At 56.1% G+C, this 17,404-nt stretch carries 13 protein-coding genes; 7 read left to right on the top strand and 6 right to left on the bottom strand.

Annotated features, from left to right (window positions below):
- Position 1: 1 nt before the first annotated feature.
- Together Pan97_RS02825 and Pan97_RS02820 are read left to right on the top strand one after the other, a co-directional pair.
- Entirely contained in the window at positions 2–1,624 is a 1,623-nt protein-coding gene (locus Pan97_RS02825; RefSeq protein WP_144970571.1) for an arylsulfatase, read from the top strand.
- A gap of 47 nt (positions 1,625–1,671) precedes the next feature.
- Positions 1,672–3,018 (top strand): sulfatase family protein, encoded by a 1,347-nt coding sequence (locus Pan97_RS02820; RefSeq protein ID WP_144970569.1) that lies wholly within the window; start codon positions 1,672–1,674, stop codon positions 3,016–3,018.
- An 18-nt stretch (positions 3,019–3,036) separates the two neighbouring features.
- On the opposite strand, the gene Pan97_RS02815 is transcribed toward Pan97_RS02820, so the two are convergent.
- The 4 genes from Pan97_RS02815 to Pan97_RS02800 form a co-directional block, all read right to left on the bottom strand.
- On the bottom strand, positions 3,037–4,305 hold the full coding sequence (locus Pan97_RS02815) for a tetratricopeptide repeat protein (protein WP_144970567.1): 1,269 nt from the start codon (positions 4,303–4,305) through the stop codon (positions 3,037–3,039).
- Positions 4,302–5,648: an ATP-binding protein gene (locus Pan97_RS02810; protein ID WP_144970565.1), complete on the bottom strand. Its 1,347-nt coding sequence runs from the start codon at positions 5,646–5,648 to the stop codon at positions 4,302–4,304. The genes Pan97_RS02815 and Pan97_RS02810 overlap by 4 nt, the downstream gene beginning before the upstream one ends.
- Positions 5,649–5,769: 121 nt before the next feature.
- Positions 5,770–7,305, bottom strand: a complete 1,536-nt coding sequence (locus Pan97_RS02805; protein ID WP_174819535.1) for a hypothetical protein — start codon at positions 7,303–7,305, stop codon at positions 5,770–5,772.
- Positions 7,306–7,449: 144 nt separating this feature from the next.
- A complete protein-coding gene (locus tag Pan97_RS02800; RefSeq protein ID WP_144970561.1) occupies positions 7,450–8,961 on the bottom strand; it encodes an aldehyde dehydrogenase family protein in 1,512 nt (503 codons plus the stop codon).
- A gap of 226 nt (positions 8,962–9,187) precedes the next feature.
- Here Pan97_RS02800 and Pan97_RS02795 point away from each other — a divergent pair, with 226 nt between their 5' ends.
- The 4 genes from Pan97_RS02795 (at position 9,188) to Pan97_RS02780 (ending at position 12,521) form a co-directional block, all read left to right on the top strand.
- Positions 9,188–10,000, top strand: a complete 813-nt coding sequence (locus Pan97_RS02795) for a hypothetical protein (RefSeq protein ID WP_144970559.1) — start codon at positions 9,188–9,190, stop codon at positions 9,998–10,000.
- An 84-nt stretch (positions 10,001–10,084) separates the two neighbouring features.
- Positions 10,085–11,467, top strand: coding sequence for a sulfatase-like hydrolase/transferase (locus Pan97_RS02790; RefSeq protein WP_196782264.1), 1,383 nt, complete (start codon positions 10,085–10,087; stop codon positions 11,465–11,467).
- 118 nt (positions 11,468–11,585) lie between these two features.
- Entirely contained in the window at positions 11,586–11,909 is a 324-nt protein-coding gene (locus Pan97_RS02785) for an ArsR/SmtB family transcription factor (RefSeq protein ID WP_144970555.1), read from the top strand.
- 66 nt (positions 11,910–11,975) lie between these two features.
- Positions 11,976–12,521 carry a rhodanese-like domain-containing protein gene (locus Pan97_RS02780; protein WP_391529976.1) on the top strand — a complete coding sequence of 182 codons (546 nt, stop codon included), beginning with the start codon at positions 11,976–11,978 and terminating at the stop codon, positions 12,519–12,521.
- 93 nt (positions 12,522–12,614) lie between these two features.
- Here the strand turns inward: Pan97_RS02780 and Pan97_RS02775 are convergent, their stop codons facing one another.
- Entirely contained in the window at positions 12,615–13,859 is a 1,245-nt protein-coding gene (locus Pan97_RS02775; protein WP_144970553.1) for a PQQ-binding-like beta-propeller repeat protein, read from the bottom strand.
- Positions 13,860–13,990: 131 nt separating this feature from the next.
- On the opposite strand from Pan97_RS02775, the gene Pan97_RS02770 reads away from it, so the two are divergent.
- Positions 13,991–15,232, top strand: coding sequence for an FAD-dependent monooxygenase (locus Pan97_RS02770; RefSeq protein WP_144970551.1), 1,242 nt, complete (start codon positions 13,991–13,993; stop codon positions 15,230–15,232).
- Between the two features lie 22 nt (positions 15,233–15,254).
- On the opposite strand, the gene Pan97_RS02765 is transcribed toward Pan97_RS02770, so the two are convergent.
- On the bottom strand, positions 15,255–16,919 hold the full coding sequence (locus Pan97_RS02765; RefSeq protein ID WP_144970549.1) for a tetratricopeptide repeat protein: 1,665 nt from the start codon (positions 16,917–16,919) through the stop codon (positions 15,255–15,257).
- Positions 16,920–17,404: the final 485 nt, after the last annotated feature.

Genomic DNA, 17,404 nt, shown 5'->3' with positions numbered 1-17,404 from the left:
GATGAAGTTCCGTTTTCCCTTCGCCTGCCTGTGCGTTCTATTTCTTACCGCAATCGTACAAGCCGACGATCGCCCTAATATCGTCGTGATCATGCTCGACGACTTGGGGTATTCCGATCTCGGCTGTTACGGCGGCGAAATCCAAACGCCCAACATCGATGCGCTGGCTCACAATGGCCTGCGTTTCACCTCCTTTTACAATTGTGCCCGCTGCTGTCCGACGCGTGCGGCTCTGCTCACCGGTCTGTATCCACATCAAGTTGGTCTCATCCGCAATGGACGTTCGCTTACCAAGAACGGCGTCACCATCGCCGAGGCTCTGGGGCAAGCAGGCTACCAAACCGCCATGGCGGGAAAGTGGCACCTAAGTCAAACCAACCCGATCGACGATCGCCAAAAGCAACTCGACTGGCTCAATCATCAAGCCGACTTCGATCGCCCGTTCGCTCCGCTGGATACCTATCCGGCCAAGCGAGGTTTTCAACATCACTTTGGGCCGGTCTGGGGCGTGGTGAATTACTTCGATCCGTTTTCCTTGGTCGACGATACCAAGATCGTGAAAGATGTTCCTGATGACTTCTACATGACTGATGCCATCACCGACAAGGCCGTTGAGTACATCGAGACGATGTCGAAGAAGGACACTCCCTTCTTTCTTTACGTCGCTCATACGGCCCCACATTGGCCCCTGCATGCCAAGCCAGAGGACATCGCCAAGTATGAGAAGACCTACACCGAAGGCTGGCAGAAGCTACGCGACGATCGCTATGACCGCATGCTTGAAATGGGATTAATCGATCCCCAGACCTTCCCCAAGCCACGGCTTCAAGGAGATGGCCCCGACTGGCAGGCCCTGGACGACGAGCACCGCAAACACATGGCCCAACTGATGGCCGTCCACGCCGCCATGGTCGATTGCGTCGACCAAGGCATCGGGCGAATTATGGCGACACTCAAGACGACTCAACGGTTTGATAATACACTGATTCTGGTCATGGCCGACAACGGGGCATCGCCCGAACGTTATCTCAACCCTGGATTCGACCGACCGAACGAAACGCGAGACGGCCGCAGCATTCAGTACGAGGGCCTCTTCAACCCCGGCAGCGAAACCACCTGGGGCTATATTGGCTCGTACTGGGCCAATGCCGCCAATACGCCATTTCGCTACTGGAAGGCGCAGTCGTTCGAAGGCGGGACCCATACGCCGATGATCGCTCATTGGCCCAGTGGCTTGAAAACAAAGCCGGGTTCGCTGACCGATCAACCGGGCCATGTGATAGACGTCATGCCGACCTGTCTCGAAATCGCTGGGGCCGAATACCCCAAGAGTTACGACGGCCACGACATCACGCCCCTGGAGGGCCAGTCCCTTTCGGCGATCCTCCGCGGCGAGAAGCGTGATGGTCACGACCAACTCTTCTTCGAGCACGAAGGAGGCAAAGCCGTGATTGCCGATGGCTGGAAGCTCGTTCAGCCCAAGCAAAATGGCAAATGGGAACTTTACCATCTGGCAGAAGACCGTACAGAAACCAAGAACCTTGCTGGCGACCACCCCCAGCGGCTAAAAGACATGAAGCAGCATTGGCAAACCTGGTTCGACCGGGTGAAACCAGCCAACTAGCTTCCTACCTCATCCTCGAATTGATTCTCCCTGCAAGGAGCCTCTTCATGCGCAGCGTTCTTCTCAGCCTTTTGGCAATCGGCTGCTCGGCCAGCCAACTTTTGGCAGCTGAGCTTCCCGATATCGTGGTGTTTCTTTCGGATGACCACACCATCGTCGATTCATCGTTGTATGGATCGCCCGACTTGAAGACCCCCAACATGGAGCGCGTCGCCAAGCAGGGCCTCACGTTTGACCGGGCCTTTGTGGCCTCTCCGTCGTGTGCTCCCAGCCGTGCGGCACTGCTGACCGGGTTGATGCCTTCACGAAACGGAGCCGAGCCGAATCACTCGCGTCCTAAGGAAGAGATCAAGAAGCTACCGGCCTATTTTCAAGAGCTGGGGTACGAGGTCGTTTCGTTTGGCAAGGTGGGGCACTATCGCCAGACGCCTGAGTATGGTTTCGATATCGCCCGGCATTTTAATTACCACGAAGACGTCGCCGTGCCAGAAGCGTTGAAGTGGCTCGATGCACGCGAAAGTGACAAACCGCTCCTCCTTTTCGTCGGCACTAACTGGCCGCATGTCCCCTGGCCCGAACCGGAAGACATTGATCCCGAATCGATCAAAATTCCGCTGCACCATGTTCATACGCCCCAGACTTGCATAGCTCGTGCGCGCTATTATCAGGCCATCAAAACGATGGATCGTGAACTGGGCGAAGTCTTCGACGCGGCATACAAAAAGCTCGGAGACGATACTCTGTTTTTACACACCAGCGATCACGGTGCTCAGTGGCCCTTTGGCAAGTGGACCCTCTACGACGAAGGAATTCGCACGCCCATGATCGCTGTCTGGCCAGGCAAGATCACCCCTGGCAAGCGTACCGAGGCGATGGTTTCGTGGATCGATATTCTGCCGACCCTCTACGCCGCCGTCGGCCAAACGGCGCCAAAAGAACTAGACGGGCAGTCTTTCCTGCCGGTCCTCCTTGGCGAAACGGATCATCATCGCGACGTCATTTTCACCGTCCACAGTGGCGACGGAAATAAGAACGTCTATCCCACACGCAGCATCCGTACGACGCGTTGGAAGTACATTCGCAACCTTCACCCTGAGTTCAAGTTCACGTCCCATATTCTGGGGGACAACCGTCCTCAACCGTACTGGGGCAGTTGGGTCGCGAAGGCCAAGACGGTCCCCGAGGCAGCCCGTAAGGTCAAACGATACCTGCAAAGGCCGGCGGTAGAACTCTACGATTTGGATGCTGATCCGACCGAGCAAAACAATCTGGCCACCGATCCCCAATACGCAGTAACCCTGGCCAAGCTGAGCGACCAGCTTGATGCCTGGATGAAGGAGCAAGGGGATCCGCAGAAGGTTTACGGGGAACCGATACTACTCAGTGCTGAATAACGTTGACGCCTTGCCTGATTACCGCATGCTCAAGACGTTCGCCAAGATGATCGACCCCAACGGGATAAAGATGAACCCGCGGGAACACGTCTCGCAAACGGAAGCAACAGCCATCGGCAGGTTATCCAGTCCATAGATCGCCCCCACGCCAAAACCCACCGACATGGCAAACGCGGCCACGGTAACAAGCGCCATCACCTTGCGTGGCGTCCCCTCCCTTGATTGGAACATCATCGCCATCGGAATCGCCGGGAAGCCAACACACATCGCGAGTATGATGCCGACTTCATTTTGAAGAACGATTTCGCCGGCAAGCGCTGCCAACGTGAGTACGATCGCCGCGCCGACGGCTAGTCCGCCAAAGCGTTCCCACGGCGTCAACACCAGACGACCAAAAGGGTGCAAGACGAGAAACGCATCTGAAATGGGGCCGGCAAACCAGGTCGTTACGCAGAACAACAGGTACAACGCCATGAACGCGTAGGCAAGCCCCTGCGTCGCTGGATTGGCAGCCAAGGTCAAATAGATGACCTTGTAGCCCAAGTAAAGCCCGATGATGATCACCCACTGCATTCCAGCTGTCTTGGTGGCCATCCAGATGAAGTAGCCCAAGATCCAGCGATAGATCGGCACCTTGGCTTTGAGCGTTTCCAATGCTCCTTGGCGTGCCCAATCCAACTCGGGATTGATCCGCAGCGCCTCGCGAAAGTGAGTTTCGGCTTTGTCTAGCTCCCCCTTTTGCAGATAGGTCCATCCCAGGTTGGCATGCGACGTGGCATCTTCCGCGTCGACCTGCAGCGAACGCTTCAGCTCTTCAACCGAAGCCCCGGCTTTGCCTTGGCTACGCAGGGCGAGAGCCCGGATGTTCATCGCTTCGGTATCGTCCGGGTCATGGGAAAGGGTCATTTCCGCTGCCCGGAGTGCCCCCTCCCAATCCTTTTTATCGGCGCAGACCATGGCGATCACGTTGGATGCCATCGTGTCGGCCGGGTCTAACTGCAGCGCGTGCTCGGCGCCGAGTCTGGCATCTTTGTACTTGTGCGCCTTCATGTAGATCCAAGCGAGCATCGAGTGGCTCTTCGCCCAGTCCGGAGCCATTCGTACGGCTAACTCGCCATGCTCGATCGCTGGTTCGTTCTCCTTAAGCTCACTATGGCAAAGCCCCATCAGCATGTGGTTGCTGGGATTCTCGGGGTCTTCCGCCATGCTCAGGGTAAGTTCGCGCTTCGCTTCATCGTAGCGACGCATCTGGATCAGCATGGTAGCACGCTGGAGTCGTTGGCTCATTTCAATTTCATGTAGCTAAGGATGTCGTCGTACAGCCCGCCTTCGTTGGCATACAGGGCATAGTTTCTCGCCGTCGCAAACCACTCCTTGGTGGTTGGTCTATGCCGTTTGGCCGCCGCGAGCAAATCCTTGCCAGACACGGGCACCGGCTTACCGGTCTTGAGCGCTTCGCTCAATTTCGATTCCACGGCCAGGTCGACGACCGCCTTCATATCGGCCCCAGAAAACTGATCGGTCTTCTTGGCCAGGTAGGCGTAGTCGACATCCTTGGTCGGTTTGCCCTGGCAAAGAACCTGCAAGATCTCAGTCCTCGATGGCTGGTCAGGCGGTGGGACGAAGATCACGCGATCGAAACGTCCTGGTCGGCGAAACGCGGAATCGACGTGCCACGGAGCGTTCGTGGCAGCCAGAATCAGCACCCCTTCGTTGGAATGCTCGGCGCCATCCATCTCGGCCAGAAACTGATTGATCAGTTGCCGGGCACTGCCTCCGTTCATATCGCTACGACGCCCCCCCAGTGCGTCGACCTCGTCAAAGAAGATCACGCAGGGGCTGCTATTACGGGCAAGCTGAAACAGCTGATGCAAGTTGCGCTCGCTGTTTCCCATCCACATATCCAAGACATCATTGATGCCGATGCTGATGAAGTTCGCGTTGATCTCGCCAGCGGTGGCCCGAGCCAAGTGCGTCTTGCCACAGCCTGGCGGACCATACATCATGATGCCGCCTCCGATCGTCTTCCCGTAGGCCTTGTAGATCTCGGGGTTCTGCATCGGGTAAATGATCTTCATGCGGATCTCTTCCTTGAGATCCTCCATGCCGCCGACATCGGCGAACTTGATCTTGGGACGCTCTACCGAGGCACCGACATCCCCCTGGGCGTCACCCGATCCGACACGAATTCGCCCGTCGACGACTTCGCTCTCCTCGAACTGAGCCCCCACGCCCAGGCGTTCGCTGAGTTCCTCATCCTCAAGTTCCGGATCGAGATCGATCGCCGTTTTATAGTGATATACGGCCGAAGATGTGTTGCCTTCCGCCATCGCTATTCGCGATGCCAACAGATGTGCCGCTGCTGACGCGTCTTTTCCATGAACTACGCGTTCGATGACGACGGCGGCTTCACCGATTTGATTGTTTTGCAGGAAAGAGTCAGCCAGACGAAGCGGCCAGTCGCGATTGTGGGGCTCGATCCGCGACAACTCTTTGAAATGGTCAATCGCCGACTCAAATTTCCCCAAGCGGTAAAGCGTGTCGGCCAGGTGAGACCGCAAAGGGATGTTATCCGGGCTAAAACGCAACGCCTCTTCCAGCGCGCGGAGCGATTCTTCAGAAGAACTCATAGACACCCATCATCTGCAGCGAAAAGTCAGTTCCGTAAGACTCCCCTATCATGCCACGTGGGGGATGTCTTGCCCACTCTCCCTCGGGCACTTTTTCCAAGAACATCGCCGCGAGTACCGGTCAGCTCAATGCTGCTTGGATCCTCTGGACAAGCCGGTTATCGGCCCGCTGCGAGTCCCGCAGCAGGAAGATATTCGAGGCGAGGTACGTATCGCGCCATTGAGGTGACACGTGATAGTAGTCCTCTAAGATCGCGGAACTGAACTTGTAATCGTGGGCATTGTCTCCCTTGCGGAAAACGAGCACCCGGGCCGCATCGATCAGTTGCTTGGCCTTGGCCGCGTGGTTTTCCTTGTCTTGGAGATACCCCAGCGTCATTTTCGCCGCGTTAAATGGGTTGCTCCCGAGTTCCGCGAAAATGTTTTCGACTGCCTCGGCCGCATCTCCTTCTGGCTGCTGCGGATCAAGCGTCGCGATGCTGACATCTTGGACGCCACCTCGCCCCCGCATGCCACCACGGAACATCGGCAGGAACGCGGCGTTTTGCAGCAGCAATAGTCGACGCGTCTCATCATCGCCGCATGTCTCGTAGGCATAACGCAGGGCATTGGTCGTGGTGACGCTGTGCAAAGGAACAATTGCCGGCTGCTGCATGACCATCTCGCCTGCCACCACATGCAAGGCATCCCAGATCGATTGAGGATGGGCTCCTCCATTGATCAGCTGAACGACCTGATCGCAGGCATCGTCGTTGGACCCGCTACGTAGCGTCTCGATCATCGTCTGCGTCGCGTCCGCGTCGAGCTTCCCGGTGGTCCAATCGTCCCGCATCTTCGCGGCGATCTCTTCGTTGCGCCGGAATGGGCGATCGGCTTCATCGTCTCGCTTAGCCGGGTTACTTCCTTCGTGCATCAAAAGTGCATAGGTCAAACTGCGAAGGACCGGCTCGGCATGTTGCCAGCCGATACAACCCAATGTGCGATAGCTGTTGGCTACGTAGATTGCCTTGTGACCGATGCTGCGATAGTCGCGCGATCCATAGCGAAACAGCAATCGGTAGATCTCGTTCGCGCCTCCAGTACGTGCCAGGCTGGCAGCGGCAACGTCCGCTTTCTCTTCATCCCAGTCGTCCATTGCTTCGATGAACTGAGCCCTGGCCTTGCCGTGCGGAAGGATCTTGCTGTCGTCCATGGCCGACATCGTCCAGTCACCCCGCTCTTCGACGTCGCGCTGCGCGGCCGACTTGTAGTGATCCAGCGCCCAGAAGATCGGCAACCAGCGGTGTTCATCCGGCGAGGACATGCTCGCGAGGTGAGCTGAGTTGACGACCAACACCGCGTGGAATTTGTGCCCGACGCTTGGTCGCGGTTCGACGTTCTTCACCCCCACCAGCAGCAACGCCGCCATCACTTCACGGTAGCTGGTCCCCTTCTTCACCTTCGACGCGATCTCTTCCAGCAAGGCTTCCCGCGGCGTCTCTTCAATCAGCCGGACCAGGGGCTCAATACTCGAGTCAAGCCGCACAACCTTGGGATCCAACTTCGCTTCCTCGGCCGATACCGGACGAAGTTGCGAGAGGAGACCGAGGTCTCCCAGCGAAAGCAAACCACCGGCAACTGCCGTTGACTGAAGCATCTGGCGACGAGATAGGGACATGACGTTTCCTCCGGAAACTGAGGACGGGTGGGGCATCCGCGCACTTATCTTTGTATCGCGCCACGATTCGAAAACAAAACGAATTCAGTGACGTGACTCCCAGGACGATGCCGTCGTGGGAGTCGGGTTTGCATCCGCAAATGCTTATTTCAATTGCAGCGTGACCGCTTTCGTCTGTGTGTACAGCTGAATCGCTTCGTGCCCCATCTCGCGGCCCCAGCCTGATTGCTTGTAGCCACCGAAGGGAAGCGAGGCATCGAACACGTTGTAGCAGTTCATCCAGACGGTGCCTGCCTTGATCCGTTTGGCGATCCGGTGTCCCAGACTGATATCCTTGGTCCAAACGGCCGCAGCCAGCCCATAGATGCTGTCGTTAGCGGTGGCGATGACTTCCTCGATGTCGTCAAATGCCACCGCGGCAACTACCGGACCGAAGATCTCCTCCTGAATTACTTTCATGTTGGGATGGGTATCGATCAGAACGGTTGGCTCGACGAAGTAGCCTTCGCTTTCGGCCCGCTTACCACCGCAGACGGCTGTCGCTCCTTCCTTTGCTCCAATGTCGAGATAGCTGCAAACTCGATCTTGCTGAATCTGAGATACCATCGGCCCCATGTTCGAATCGGGATGCATACCGGGGCCGAGCTTGATCTTCTTCGCTTCTTCGGCCACCCCTTCGACGACTTGATCGAAGTGCTGGCGGTGAACGAACAAGCGGGAACCGGCACAGCAGCACTGGCCATGGTTAAAGAAGATCGCGTTAGCCGCCCCAGCAATCGCGGCCGGAATGTCGGCATCCGGCATGATGATGTTGGGACTCTTACCACCCAGTTCAAGCGAGATCTTTTTCAAGTTGGTTTCGCCCGCCGCTTTGACGATCAGCTTGCCGACTTCGGTCGAGCCGGTGAACGCCACCTTGTCGACGTCGGGATGGGCCGAGAGGGCAGCCCCGGCGGTTTCGCCAAAGCCTGTAATCACGTTCACGACGCCTGGTGGGAAGCCAGCCTCTTGGACCAAGTGAGCGAGACGCAGGGCGCTGAGCGGCGTTTCTTCCGCCACCTTAAGCACGACGGTGCATCCCGCGGCCAGTGCTGGCCCCAGTTTCCAGGCCGCCATCAACAAGGGGAAGTTCCAAGGGATGATCTGTCCGACCACGCCAACCGGTTCCCGAAGGGTGTAGCTGTGGAACTCTGCCCCGTCGAGATACGGGACCGAGATTGGAATGGTCGTTCCTTCGATCTTGGTGGCCCAGCCGGCCATGTATCGAAACAGATCGATTGCCAGAGGAACGTCCGCCGCAGCGGCAACTGCTTTCGGTTTTCCATTGTCGAGCGATTCGATCTCTGCGAACTCTTCGATGTGCTGCTCCATCAGGTCGGCCAGACGCCACAGCATTTTACCTCGCTCGGAGGCGGTCATCGCTGGCCAAGGTCCGCTCTCGAATGCCTTACGAGCGGCGGCCACAGCGTTGTTGACGTCTTGCTGGCCACCTTCGGCTACCTGGGCAATCACCTTGCCATCAGCCGGGTTCACGACATCAAACTTCTTTCCGTTTACCGCAGGTACCCACTGTCCGTCGATGAGCAGTTGATGGTCCTGGTCGATAAATGCTTGCGTTTCAGGACGCGCGACCGGGGCAGTCGTCGTCAAAATCATAGATCTCTCCTTAGTCGATGGGGGAAGCAGCTTGGGTAGTGCTTGCTTGAAATTCTTTTTATTGACTCGCTGCACCAGGCACGCAAGCCTCATCTCATTCTACGCGTTTATGGCAAACGCCAGAAATATTTGCTTTTCCAGGTTGTGGACGATCTCTGCCAGTCGGTCTACCTCTTGTGAGCTAAGAAACATCCCACGCATTTCTCGAAGAACGAGGTTCAGGGCTATGGAAACGCTTGCCCAACTGAAGCGCACCTATGACGCGTTTCACGCCGAAGCCGTCCGTCTTGCTGGTACGACACGGCAGCTATCACAACGTGCCGCCACCTATCATCACGTTTACGAAGACTCCGGTCGCAATCACATCTTTCCCTTGATCGCCGCCCATGGTGCCTTGTGGGCAAGAGGTTATTTCGCCTTCGGCATGCGACTTGGTGGCATGCTCTCCCTACAATACTGTCTCACACCATCACGACGAAAGCAAAAGCTCGACGCACTAGAAGCATTCGCCGAAGCATTTCGCGAGGTCAACCGCCTAGTATGCGTGCAGATCTACACGACCTACCACTTCACGAAGCTTCACGGCGATCATCCGGATGCGGAAAAGCTGGTAGCTCCCCACTTACTTGCCTCATTAAATCGAGTCCACGAAGCCAACCGCAACGGCGAGCAACTCTCCGATCAGGCGAAGCGAAACATTTTTGAAACGCACTTTCTGGACGAACAGGACACCGTGGTCGGGCCGCGAATCGAAAAGGCGGTCGATCAATTCGACTGGCCTCTGATGAAATCACTAGCCTTGATGCCGGCGGTTCGCTTTGCCTACTTTCCGCCTGGCTACTGGCTTCAATTCTGGAAGTTTGACCGAAAAGGGGAACGCATCGATCGAGGGCTCAAGGCGTTCGATATTGCCGCCGGCATGGGCTGGAAACACACTGAGGCAACTCTTGACCGCTATGCGATCCTTCCCGAGGAATTCTTTGCCGACTCCATCGGACATTTTTCACATTTGAAAAACGAGATCCTGGCCGCGGCCTAAACGAAAGCTTGTTTCGTCCACCAGAACCGCTATTCTGAAACGCACCTACCTGAATTCATCCTCCCCTTTTCCGAGATGGCTTCCATGCGTGCGTTGATGGGAATTGTTCTGCTACTTCTGCCTAACGTTTTGCTGGCTGCCGAGCGTCCGGCCAATGTCGTGTTGATCGTCTCCGACGACCAAGGCTACCACGACTTGGGATCGTTCGGAGCGACCGATGTCCGCACGCCCCACTTGGATCGACTCGCCCAGCAGGGAACACGGCTTACCAGCTTCTATGTCGCTTGGAATGCCTGTACGCCATCGCGGGCCGCTTTCCTGACGGGACGCTATCCCCAGCGCAATGGCACCTACGACATGATCCGCAACGATCGCGTCGATGACGGGTATCTTTACTCGCCCGAAGAATATGCCGTGTCGCCGGAGCACATCCTGGGGATGGACGAGCGGGAGGTCTTTTTATCGAACGTACTAAGCGATGCCGGCTACGCATGTGGGTGTTATGGCAAATGGGATGGCGGCCAATTGAAGCGGTTCCTGCCGCTGCAGCGCGGGTTCGACGACTTCTATGGCTTCTGTAATACCGGCATCGACTACTTCACCCACGAGCGATATGGTGTGCCTTCGATGTTCGCGGGGAATGAGCCCACGACCAAAGACAAAGGGACTTACTGCACGACTCTGTTTCGAGACCATGCGCTCAAGTTTATCGATCAGAATTACGAGCGACCGTTTTTTCTCTACGTGCCGTTCAATGCCCCTCATAGTGCTTCCAATCTTGATCCTGAGATTCGCGGCAGCGTGCAGGCTTCTCCTGAGTATCTGGCCATGTATCCCGAAGGCAAGAGTCGATCCGAGAAGCGGAGACGCGGGTACATGGCCGCCGTCACCGAAATGGACGCGGCCATCGGCGCGATCTTCGAACGACTCGACCGCTATGAAATCTCCGACAACACTTTGGTGATCTTCTTTTCCGATAACGGCGGAAGCGGCACGGCCGACAATCAACCCTTGCAAGGTCGCAAGTCGACCATGTGGGAAGGGGGCAACCGGGTTCCCTGCCTTGTCCGTTGGCCAGGGCAAGTTCCCGCGGGAAAGACGAGCGATGCCTTTCTTACGTCCCTGGAAGTCTTCCCTACCGCCTGCGCGGCCACTGGTACATCTCTTCCCAGTGGAGTGACCCTCGATGGCTTTGACATGCTGCCGGTGCTTCAAGGCAAAGTCGATTCGCCTCGAAAGGAAATGTTCTGGCAACGGCGAGACGAGGTTGCCGTTCGCTTAGGCGACTGGAAATGGATCGACAGCAAGAAAGCCAAAGGCCTGTACTACTTGCCGGACGACATCGGGGAAGAGAACGATCTGTCTGAAAAGCATCCCGACAAAGTCCTGACGCTGAAGCGGCGGCTAACCGAGTGGCAGCAGGAAATGGAAGCCGCCGAGCCTCGTCGGCCATTTCGAGACTTCTAGGCGATTCGGTCACTTCCTTAGCTTGCAAAGCAAAAAACGAAAAACTTGCGATTCTCCCAGCCTTTAACTCATTGACATATCGCGAACTGACGATATATTTAAGACAGGAGTCTCGAATATGGCAAAGAAAACCACCAATAAACCCCCTCTGGAAATGGATGCCCTGGGCCAAGCGGCCGAGTGCTTAAAAGCATTGGCGCATCCGGTACGCCTGAGAATGGTCCAGCTTTTGCTTCATGGTAGGTATACCGTCGGCGAGATTGCCGAGGATTGTGGCATCGCCGAGAACCTGGCGTCCGAGCATCTTCGATTGATGCAACGATGCGGTTTCTTCACAAGTGAAAGAGATGGTCGACGAGTTTACTACTCGGTCGCTGAACCCCACTTGGAAGACATTATGAATTGTATCGAAAGTCGATTTCTGACAGAGGCTGGCAAGTAGCTCGCCTTTTTTTACCCAAACATATCGTCACATCACGATAATACAAACAAAATATTAAAGGAGGGAATGATGAGCGTTAATAAGATTTCTCCCCAAGAACTAAACAAACTCTGTGAGTCGGGCAACTGCGACTTGATCGATGTACGTACCCCGGCAGAATATGAGGAAGTACACGCAACCAAGGCCGTGAATGAACCGCTTGATCGTCTCGCTCCCAAAGAGATTATGGATGCCCGCAACGGTTCGGCAGACCAGCCATTGTACGTGATCTGCAAGTCCGGTAATCGCGCCGGAAAGGCCTGCGAAAAGTTCATTGCTGCCGGGTACGAGAACGTCGTCAACGTCGAAGGAGGAACCGATGCCTGGGCCTCGGCAGGGCTCCCGGTCGTTCGCGGTAAGAAGACGATCTCTCTGGAACGCCAAGTACGAATTACGGCAGGCTTCCTCGTACTGGTGGGCGCACTGCTCGGTATGTTCGTCCACCCTTACTTCGCCGGACTCTCGGCGTTTGTTGGTGCAGGACTAATGTTCGCAGGCATCACCGACACCTGCGGAATGGCGATGCTGTTGGCCAAGATGCCTTGGAACCAAGGTCCGAGTTGTTCGAAGTAGCGTTCAGCTAGGGGGCAGCGGAGCAGCAAACGTTATGAGCAATACCACCCATCGCTCACTCGTCCTGTTTCGCTGCCCTTCCCTCCCTTCACGCTACTTCACGTCATAACACCAGAGCGTCCCATGCTGACGTAGATAGAGCTTACCATTGGCCAGCACCGGATACGCCCACTCTTTGCCGGTTCCTTCGGGTTGGTCGGGCAAAGTGAACTCGCTGACGATCTCCATCTTCTCTGGCGTTGCAGCAACCATCATCACTTTGCCATCTTCCGTATGCAGATAGAGCCTCCCATCTGCGTAAAGGATGGAAGCAGCCGCGCTGATACGTTCCTGCCACTCGATCTCACCGGTCAAAAAGTTAACACATAAAAGAGTTGAACCACTGCAGCCATAGAGATAGTCGTCGACCTTGACCGATCCGCCAATCGCATTGGGCAGCTTGGGATTGAAGTATAGTTCTTCCGGTAAAACGCCCAGTTGTTTAGCAATCAGACGGACGGCACCTCCGCCTGTCCGTGAACCGCCGCTGTAGACGATATCGCCAGCGATCACCGGCGTGGGCATATTCGCAATTCCTTTAGTACGCTTATAAGACCAGAGAAACGTCCCATCTTCAGCGTCGACGCCAGCGAGACCATTTGCCATGAACGCGACATACTGCTTTTTGCCGGCGGCAGTCACCTTCTGGATCGAGGCATAGGCGGCAGCCCCCATCTCTGGCGTCTTCGCTTCCCAGATCGTCTTGCCGTTCGACTTATCGACGGCCACGATTCCTACCTCGGGGCCACCTGGGGTCACGATTACCTTGCTCCCATCGACCAGGGGCGACTCCGAATAGGCCCATGTGCCAGGCTTGCCATCGTAGTCTTGGCGAACGTTCTTTTGCCAAACGACTTCACCACTTTTCGCCTTTAGGCAAACCAAGTCGCCGTCCGAGCCGAGTACGTACACCATCTCGCCATCGACTGTCGGAGTGCTGCGAGCGGCTGGGTAGCTGGGCTTTTGATTGGGATTACCCACTTTTCCGATTCGGGTCGCCCAAAGCACCTGCCCGTTGGTCGCGTCGAGCGCCTTCACGGACTCGTCATCCAGTCCCTCGTTCACCACCAGAAAAATCACGCCATCGGCAACCGAGACTGCACCATACCCATCCCCTAAGTCATTCACTTGCCATGCAAGGTGTGGACCTTCTTCTGGCCATGTAGCCTTTAACTGAGTCTCGTTGGACACGCTGTCGCGGTTTGGACCTTGCCATTGCGGCCAGTCTTCGGCATGAAGACCGGTGCAGGAGATTGCCAACATGGTAGTGCAAAGCAAAAATCGATATGAAGCGGACATCGGATGCTTTCCCTGATTAAGAAATTGCGAGGATACGCTGCTCAGAACTCATTCTAACGGCCTGACGATGGGATTCTCAAACTTTGCCAGGCTTCCCTTAGTTGCAGAGGACCGCTTGGCAACCTAGGGTGATGGTTAGTTGCTTTCGCCGTTTCGACGAAACCTGCCTTTCCCACAACTTTTGCATGACGCATTCACCCCCCTTAATCATTGGCGCAGGCCCGGTCGGCATGGCTGCCGCCTCTTTTTTGTCACGGCACGATATCGTACCGAGGATTGTGGACAAGCGTGCCGAACCGTCGAAATATTCGAAGGCGCTCGCCGTCAACCCACGCACGCTGGAACTGCTCGAGGCCTCCGGAATAACGGACAAGCTTTTGGCGTTGGGGCGCAAGATTCACGGAACCACCATTCATCGTAATGGCCGTATCGTCGCGGAAGTCGATTTCGAGGATCTTGAGCACCGCTTCCCTTTTATGCTCGCCCTATCCCAGGCAGCAACCGAACGTGTCTTGCGCGAAGATCTTGCTGAGCGGGGGATCGAGATCGAGCGTCAAATCGAATTGGTCGACTCCCCGAATCTGACCGAAGGAAAAGCAGAACTGGTCCATGTCGAAACGCAGGCCAACGAGTCGGTAACGGCTCCCTGGATTTTGGCGACGGACGGGGCACACAGCATGGCCCGCAAGTCGGTTCATGTTCCCTTTCCAGGAGACACCTACGATCGCGCGTGGGTACTTGACGACATTCCGCTGGCGACCGACTTCGCCCCCGACCGAGCCCATATCAAGCTGCAGGACGATGGCTTTCTTTTCTTGATGCCCATCTATACAGGGGAAGAAAAACCGGGCGAGCCAACCGTTTGGCGGGTCATGGGCAACTACCCCGAACCCCTCGCCCAGTTGAGCGAATCCAATCCGATTGGCGAATCGCTATGGAACTCTTCCTTTCATATTGCCCATCGGTTGGTGGAAGCCATGAACGTGGGCAAGGTTTACTTCGCCGGAGATGCCGCTCATCTTCACTCGCCGGTGGGCGCGCGTGGGATGAATCTTGGAATTGAAGATGCCTGGGTATTCGCGGAATTGGCCAAACGGGACGAGCTTTCCCTCTACCATCAACAACGATGGCCGGTCGATCATTCGATCGTGCAGCGCATCCGCACGATCACCGGTTTCGTCAAGGCCGAGTCATTTGTCAAACGAAAACTTCGAAACTTTCTCGCGCCCAAGATGCTCCACTGGAAAGGGGTACGGGAAACGATGCTTAAGACCGTTAGCGGACTCGACCACCCCCTTCCGCTGTTCCACTCCGAGCCCACAGGGCCACCCGCCGAAGAGCGACCACGCTCGAGACGGCGGGAACGAAACTAATACCTTGGCCACTTGTCGGTATCTACTCGGCCGGCAAGCACATACACGCCGAGCTCATCTTCACATCGGCGTCTTTCCAGGCAAGCTCGAATTTCGCTTGAACTTTCTCGGCTTCATCGAACTTGCCTTGCATCCGCAGGCTACGTGCCAGGTCGTACAATGCCCAGCCATTGTGTGGATGGACTTGCAAGTCGCTTCGCAGGACCGTTTCTGCCGCTTCGTAGCGTTTTGCATCCATCAAGGTGGCTGCCAGCGCATGGCGCACCGGCTGAATCCAATCGGGTGGCTCCGTATAACGCAGCGAGTCTTCCAGTTCGACGGCTTTCTCCAAACTGGCAATCGCTTCGTTGGTCTTCCCCTCCCGATAAAGGATCTCCCCTTCGAGCATATTGTCGGCAATGTCCAGCACCACCGATGCCGGGTTCTGAGCGAAGAACGCCTCTTCCGGAATCGCCGCTTTCAGCTCGCGAAAAGTTGCTTGCTCTTCACGCGCTTTCGCGGGCTTTTTCTTGGCAGCATAAGCTATCCCACGAGCAAAATGCCGCATTGCCCGACAGATGGGAAATTGCTCGGCCGGTTCCGGTTCCTCGAGGATCGCGTCCCAACGCCCAAAGCGAATATGCATCTCGTAGGGCATGCTATGCATTCCATCGACGAACGGAGCATTCGCGACCACCCAGTTCTCAGGCATTTCCGCAAGCATCAGGTTGATTTGCTCAGTGGCGACTTTCTCCTGCCCGATCATCATCGCGGCGAATGCCAGCATATGACGATTGTGGGCCATGTAGATTCGGAAGAAGTCCTGCTCCGGTGATTGCTGCTTATAGGCAGTGTCGGCATTAATAGCCTTTTCATTGGCTGCAATTGCTTTGCGCCAAGCCCCCAAACGAACATCGATGTGGCTGGGCATGTGAACCATGTGCCCTAGCCCAGGCTGCAAATTGCGGAGACGATCGGCTTCGTCGGCAGCTTTCGCGACCTCGCCTGAGGCCTCAAGCGTGTGGATGTACAGATGCAATGCCAATGGATGGTTAGGCGACTTCTTGAGGACGGCTTCGAGCGTCTCCATGACCTCTCGGGTATCTGGGTTGGCCGTCCCTGCTTTCTGCCAGAGGTCCCAGGGCCAAAGATCCATTAAACTTTCGGCAAACATGGCCCCTACGTCAGGCTCGTCCGGGTATTTCTCCCAAAGCTTTCGCATCGCATCGGCATAGGCCTGATCCAAGGGCTTACGATCCTCTGGCGGTGGCTGGGCATAGCGTTTTTCGAGTGCCGCGATCAGATCCTGCTCAAGGGGCGATCCATTGCTGGAGAGTTGTTTCGCCTTCTGCAACGCTTCCCAGGCCAGTGGGGCGTGCTTTTCGTCAAGCAACGGATAGTTGATGTTGGGTCCGTTGGCCAGCGCGATGGCCCACCAAGGCGCAGGACAACTCGGATCGAGCCTGGCGGCCTCGTGAAAGCTCCGGATCGCTTCGTCATGGTTAAAGCCGTACATGAACGCCAGCCCCTGATTGAAGTACGCTTGGGCCTGAGGGCTGTCGCTGGAAATCTCCCAGCGATGTTCTCCCAAACCGGAAAACAGTGGGACTTCGGAACTTGGCTTGGCGGCCAGGGCGCAAAAGCAGACGGTCAACGACATCGCCAGAGCCAGGCCCAAAGTGGTGGGCGGTGAATAGCAAACTTTCATCGATTTGATCCCCCGAGATAGTTTAGCCCCTTAAGCCATTTGGCTGATTTGCCTACTTCACAGTTGGTGGTAGGCGCTTTAAGTTTAGCGAACGTGGCCGTTGAATATAGAGTTTTCAGCGGCGGGAATGTTCGGTCTGAATTATGACTTTGCAGAGATGTAGGTCTATCGCTTACGGAAAGTGGGCAAAAAATGATCTCCCTCGCTAGTGCTATCGGCACCTTATTTGCAAAGTTTAAAAAACAGGCCTCGGCAAGTCTTTTTTGCTACATTTCTATGCAGGTCACGCTGCTTTTGCGCGCAGACGATGCCCCCAATGGGGTCATTTTCTAGGGATTTTACGTCTTATAGTGACGCGGCACGGTAATTGCTATCAGTCCGCACCATGCTTTCGCAGGGATCGCGAAGCGAAAGATCGTAAGGGAATTTCAACAACGAAAAGCGTGAAGCGGATCCCTGATGGGGCTCGCCGTTCGCGCTAGGCT

Source organism: Bremerella volcania, from assembly GCF_007748115.1.
In the GTDB taxonomy this organism is placed as follows: Bacteria; Planctomycetota; Planctomycetia; order Pirellulales; family Pirellulaceae; genus Bremerella; species Bremerella volcania.
This window is presented reverse-complemented; position numbering and strand designations above follow the sequence as displayed.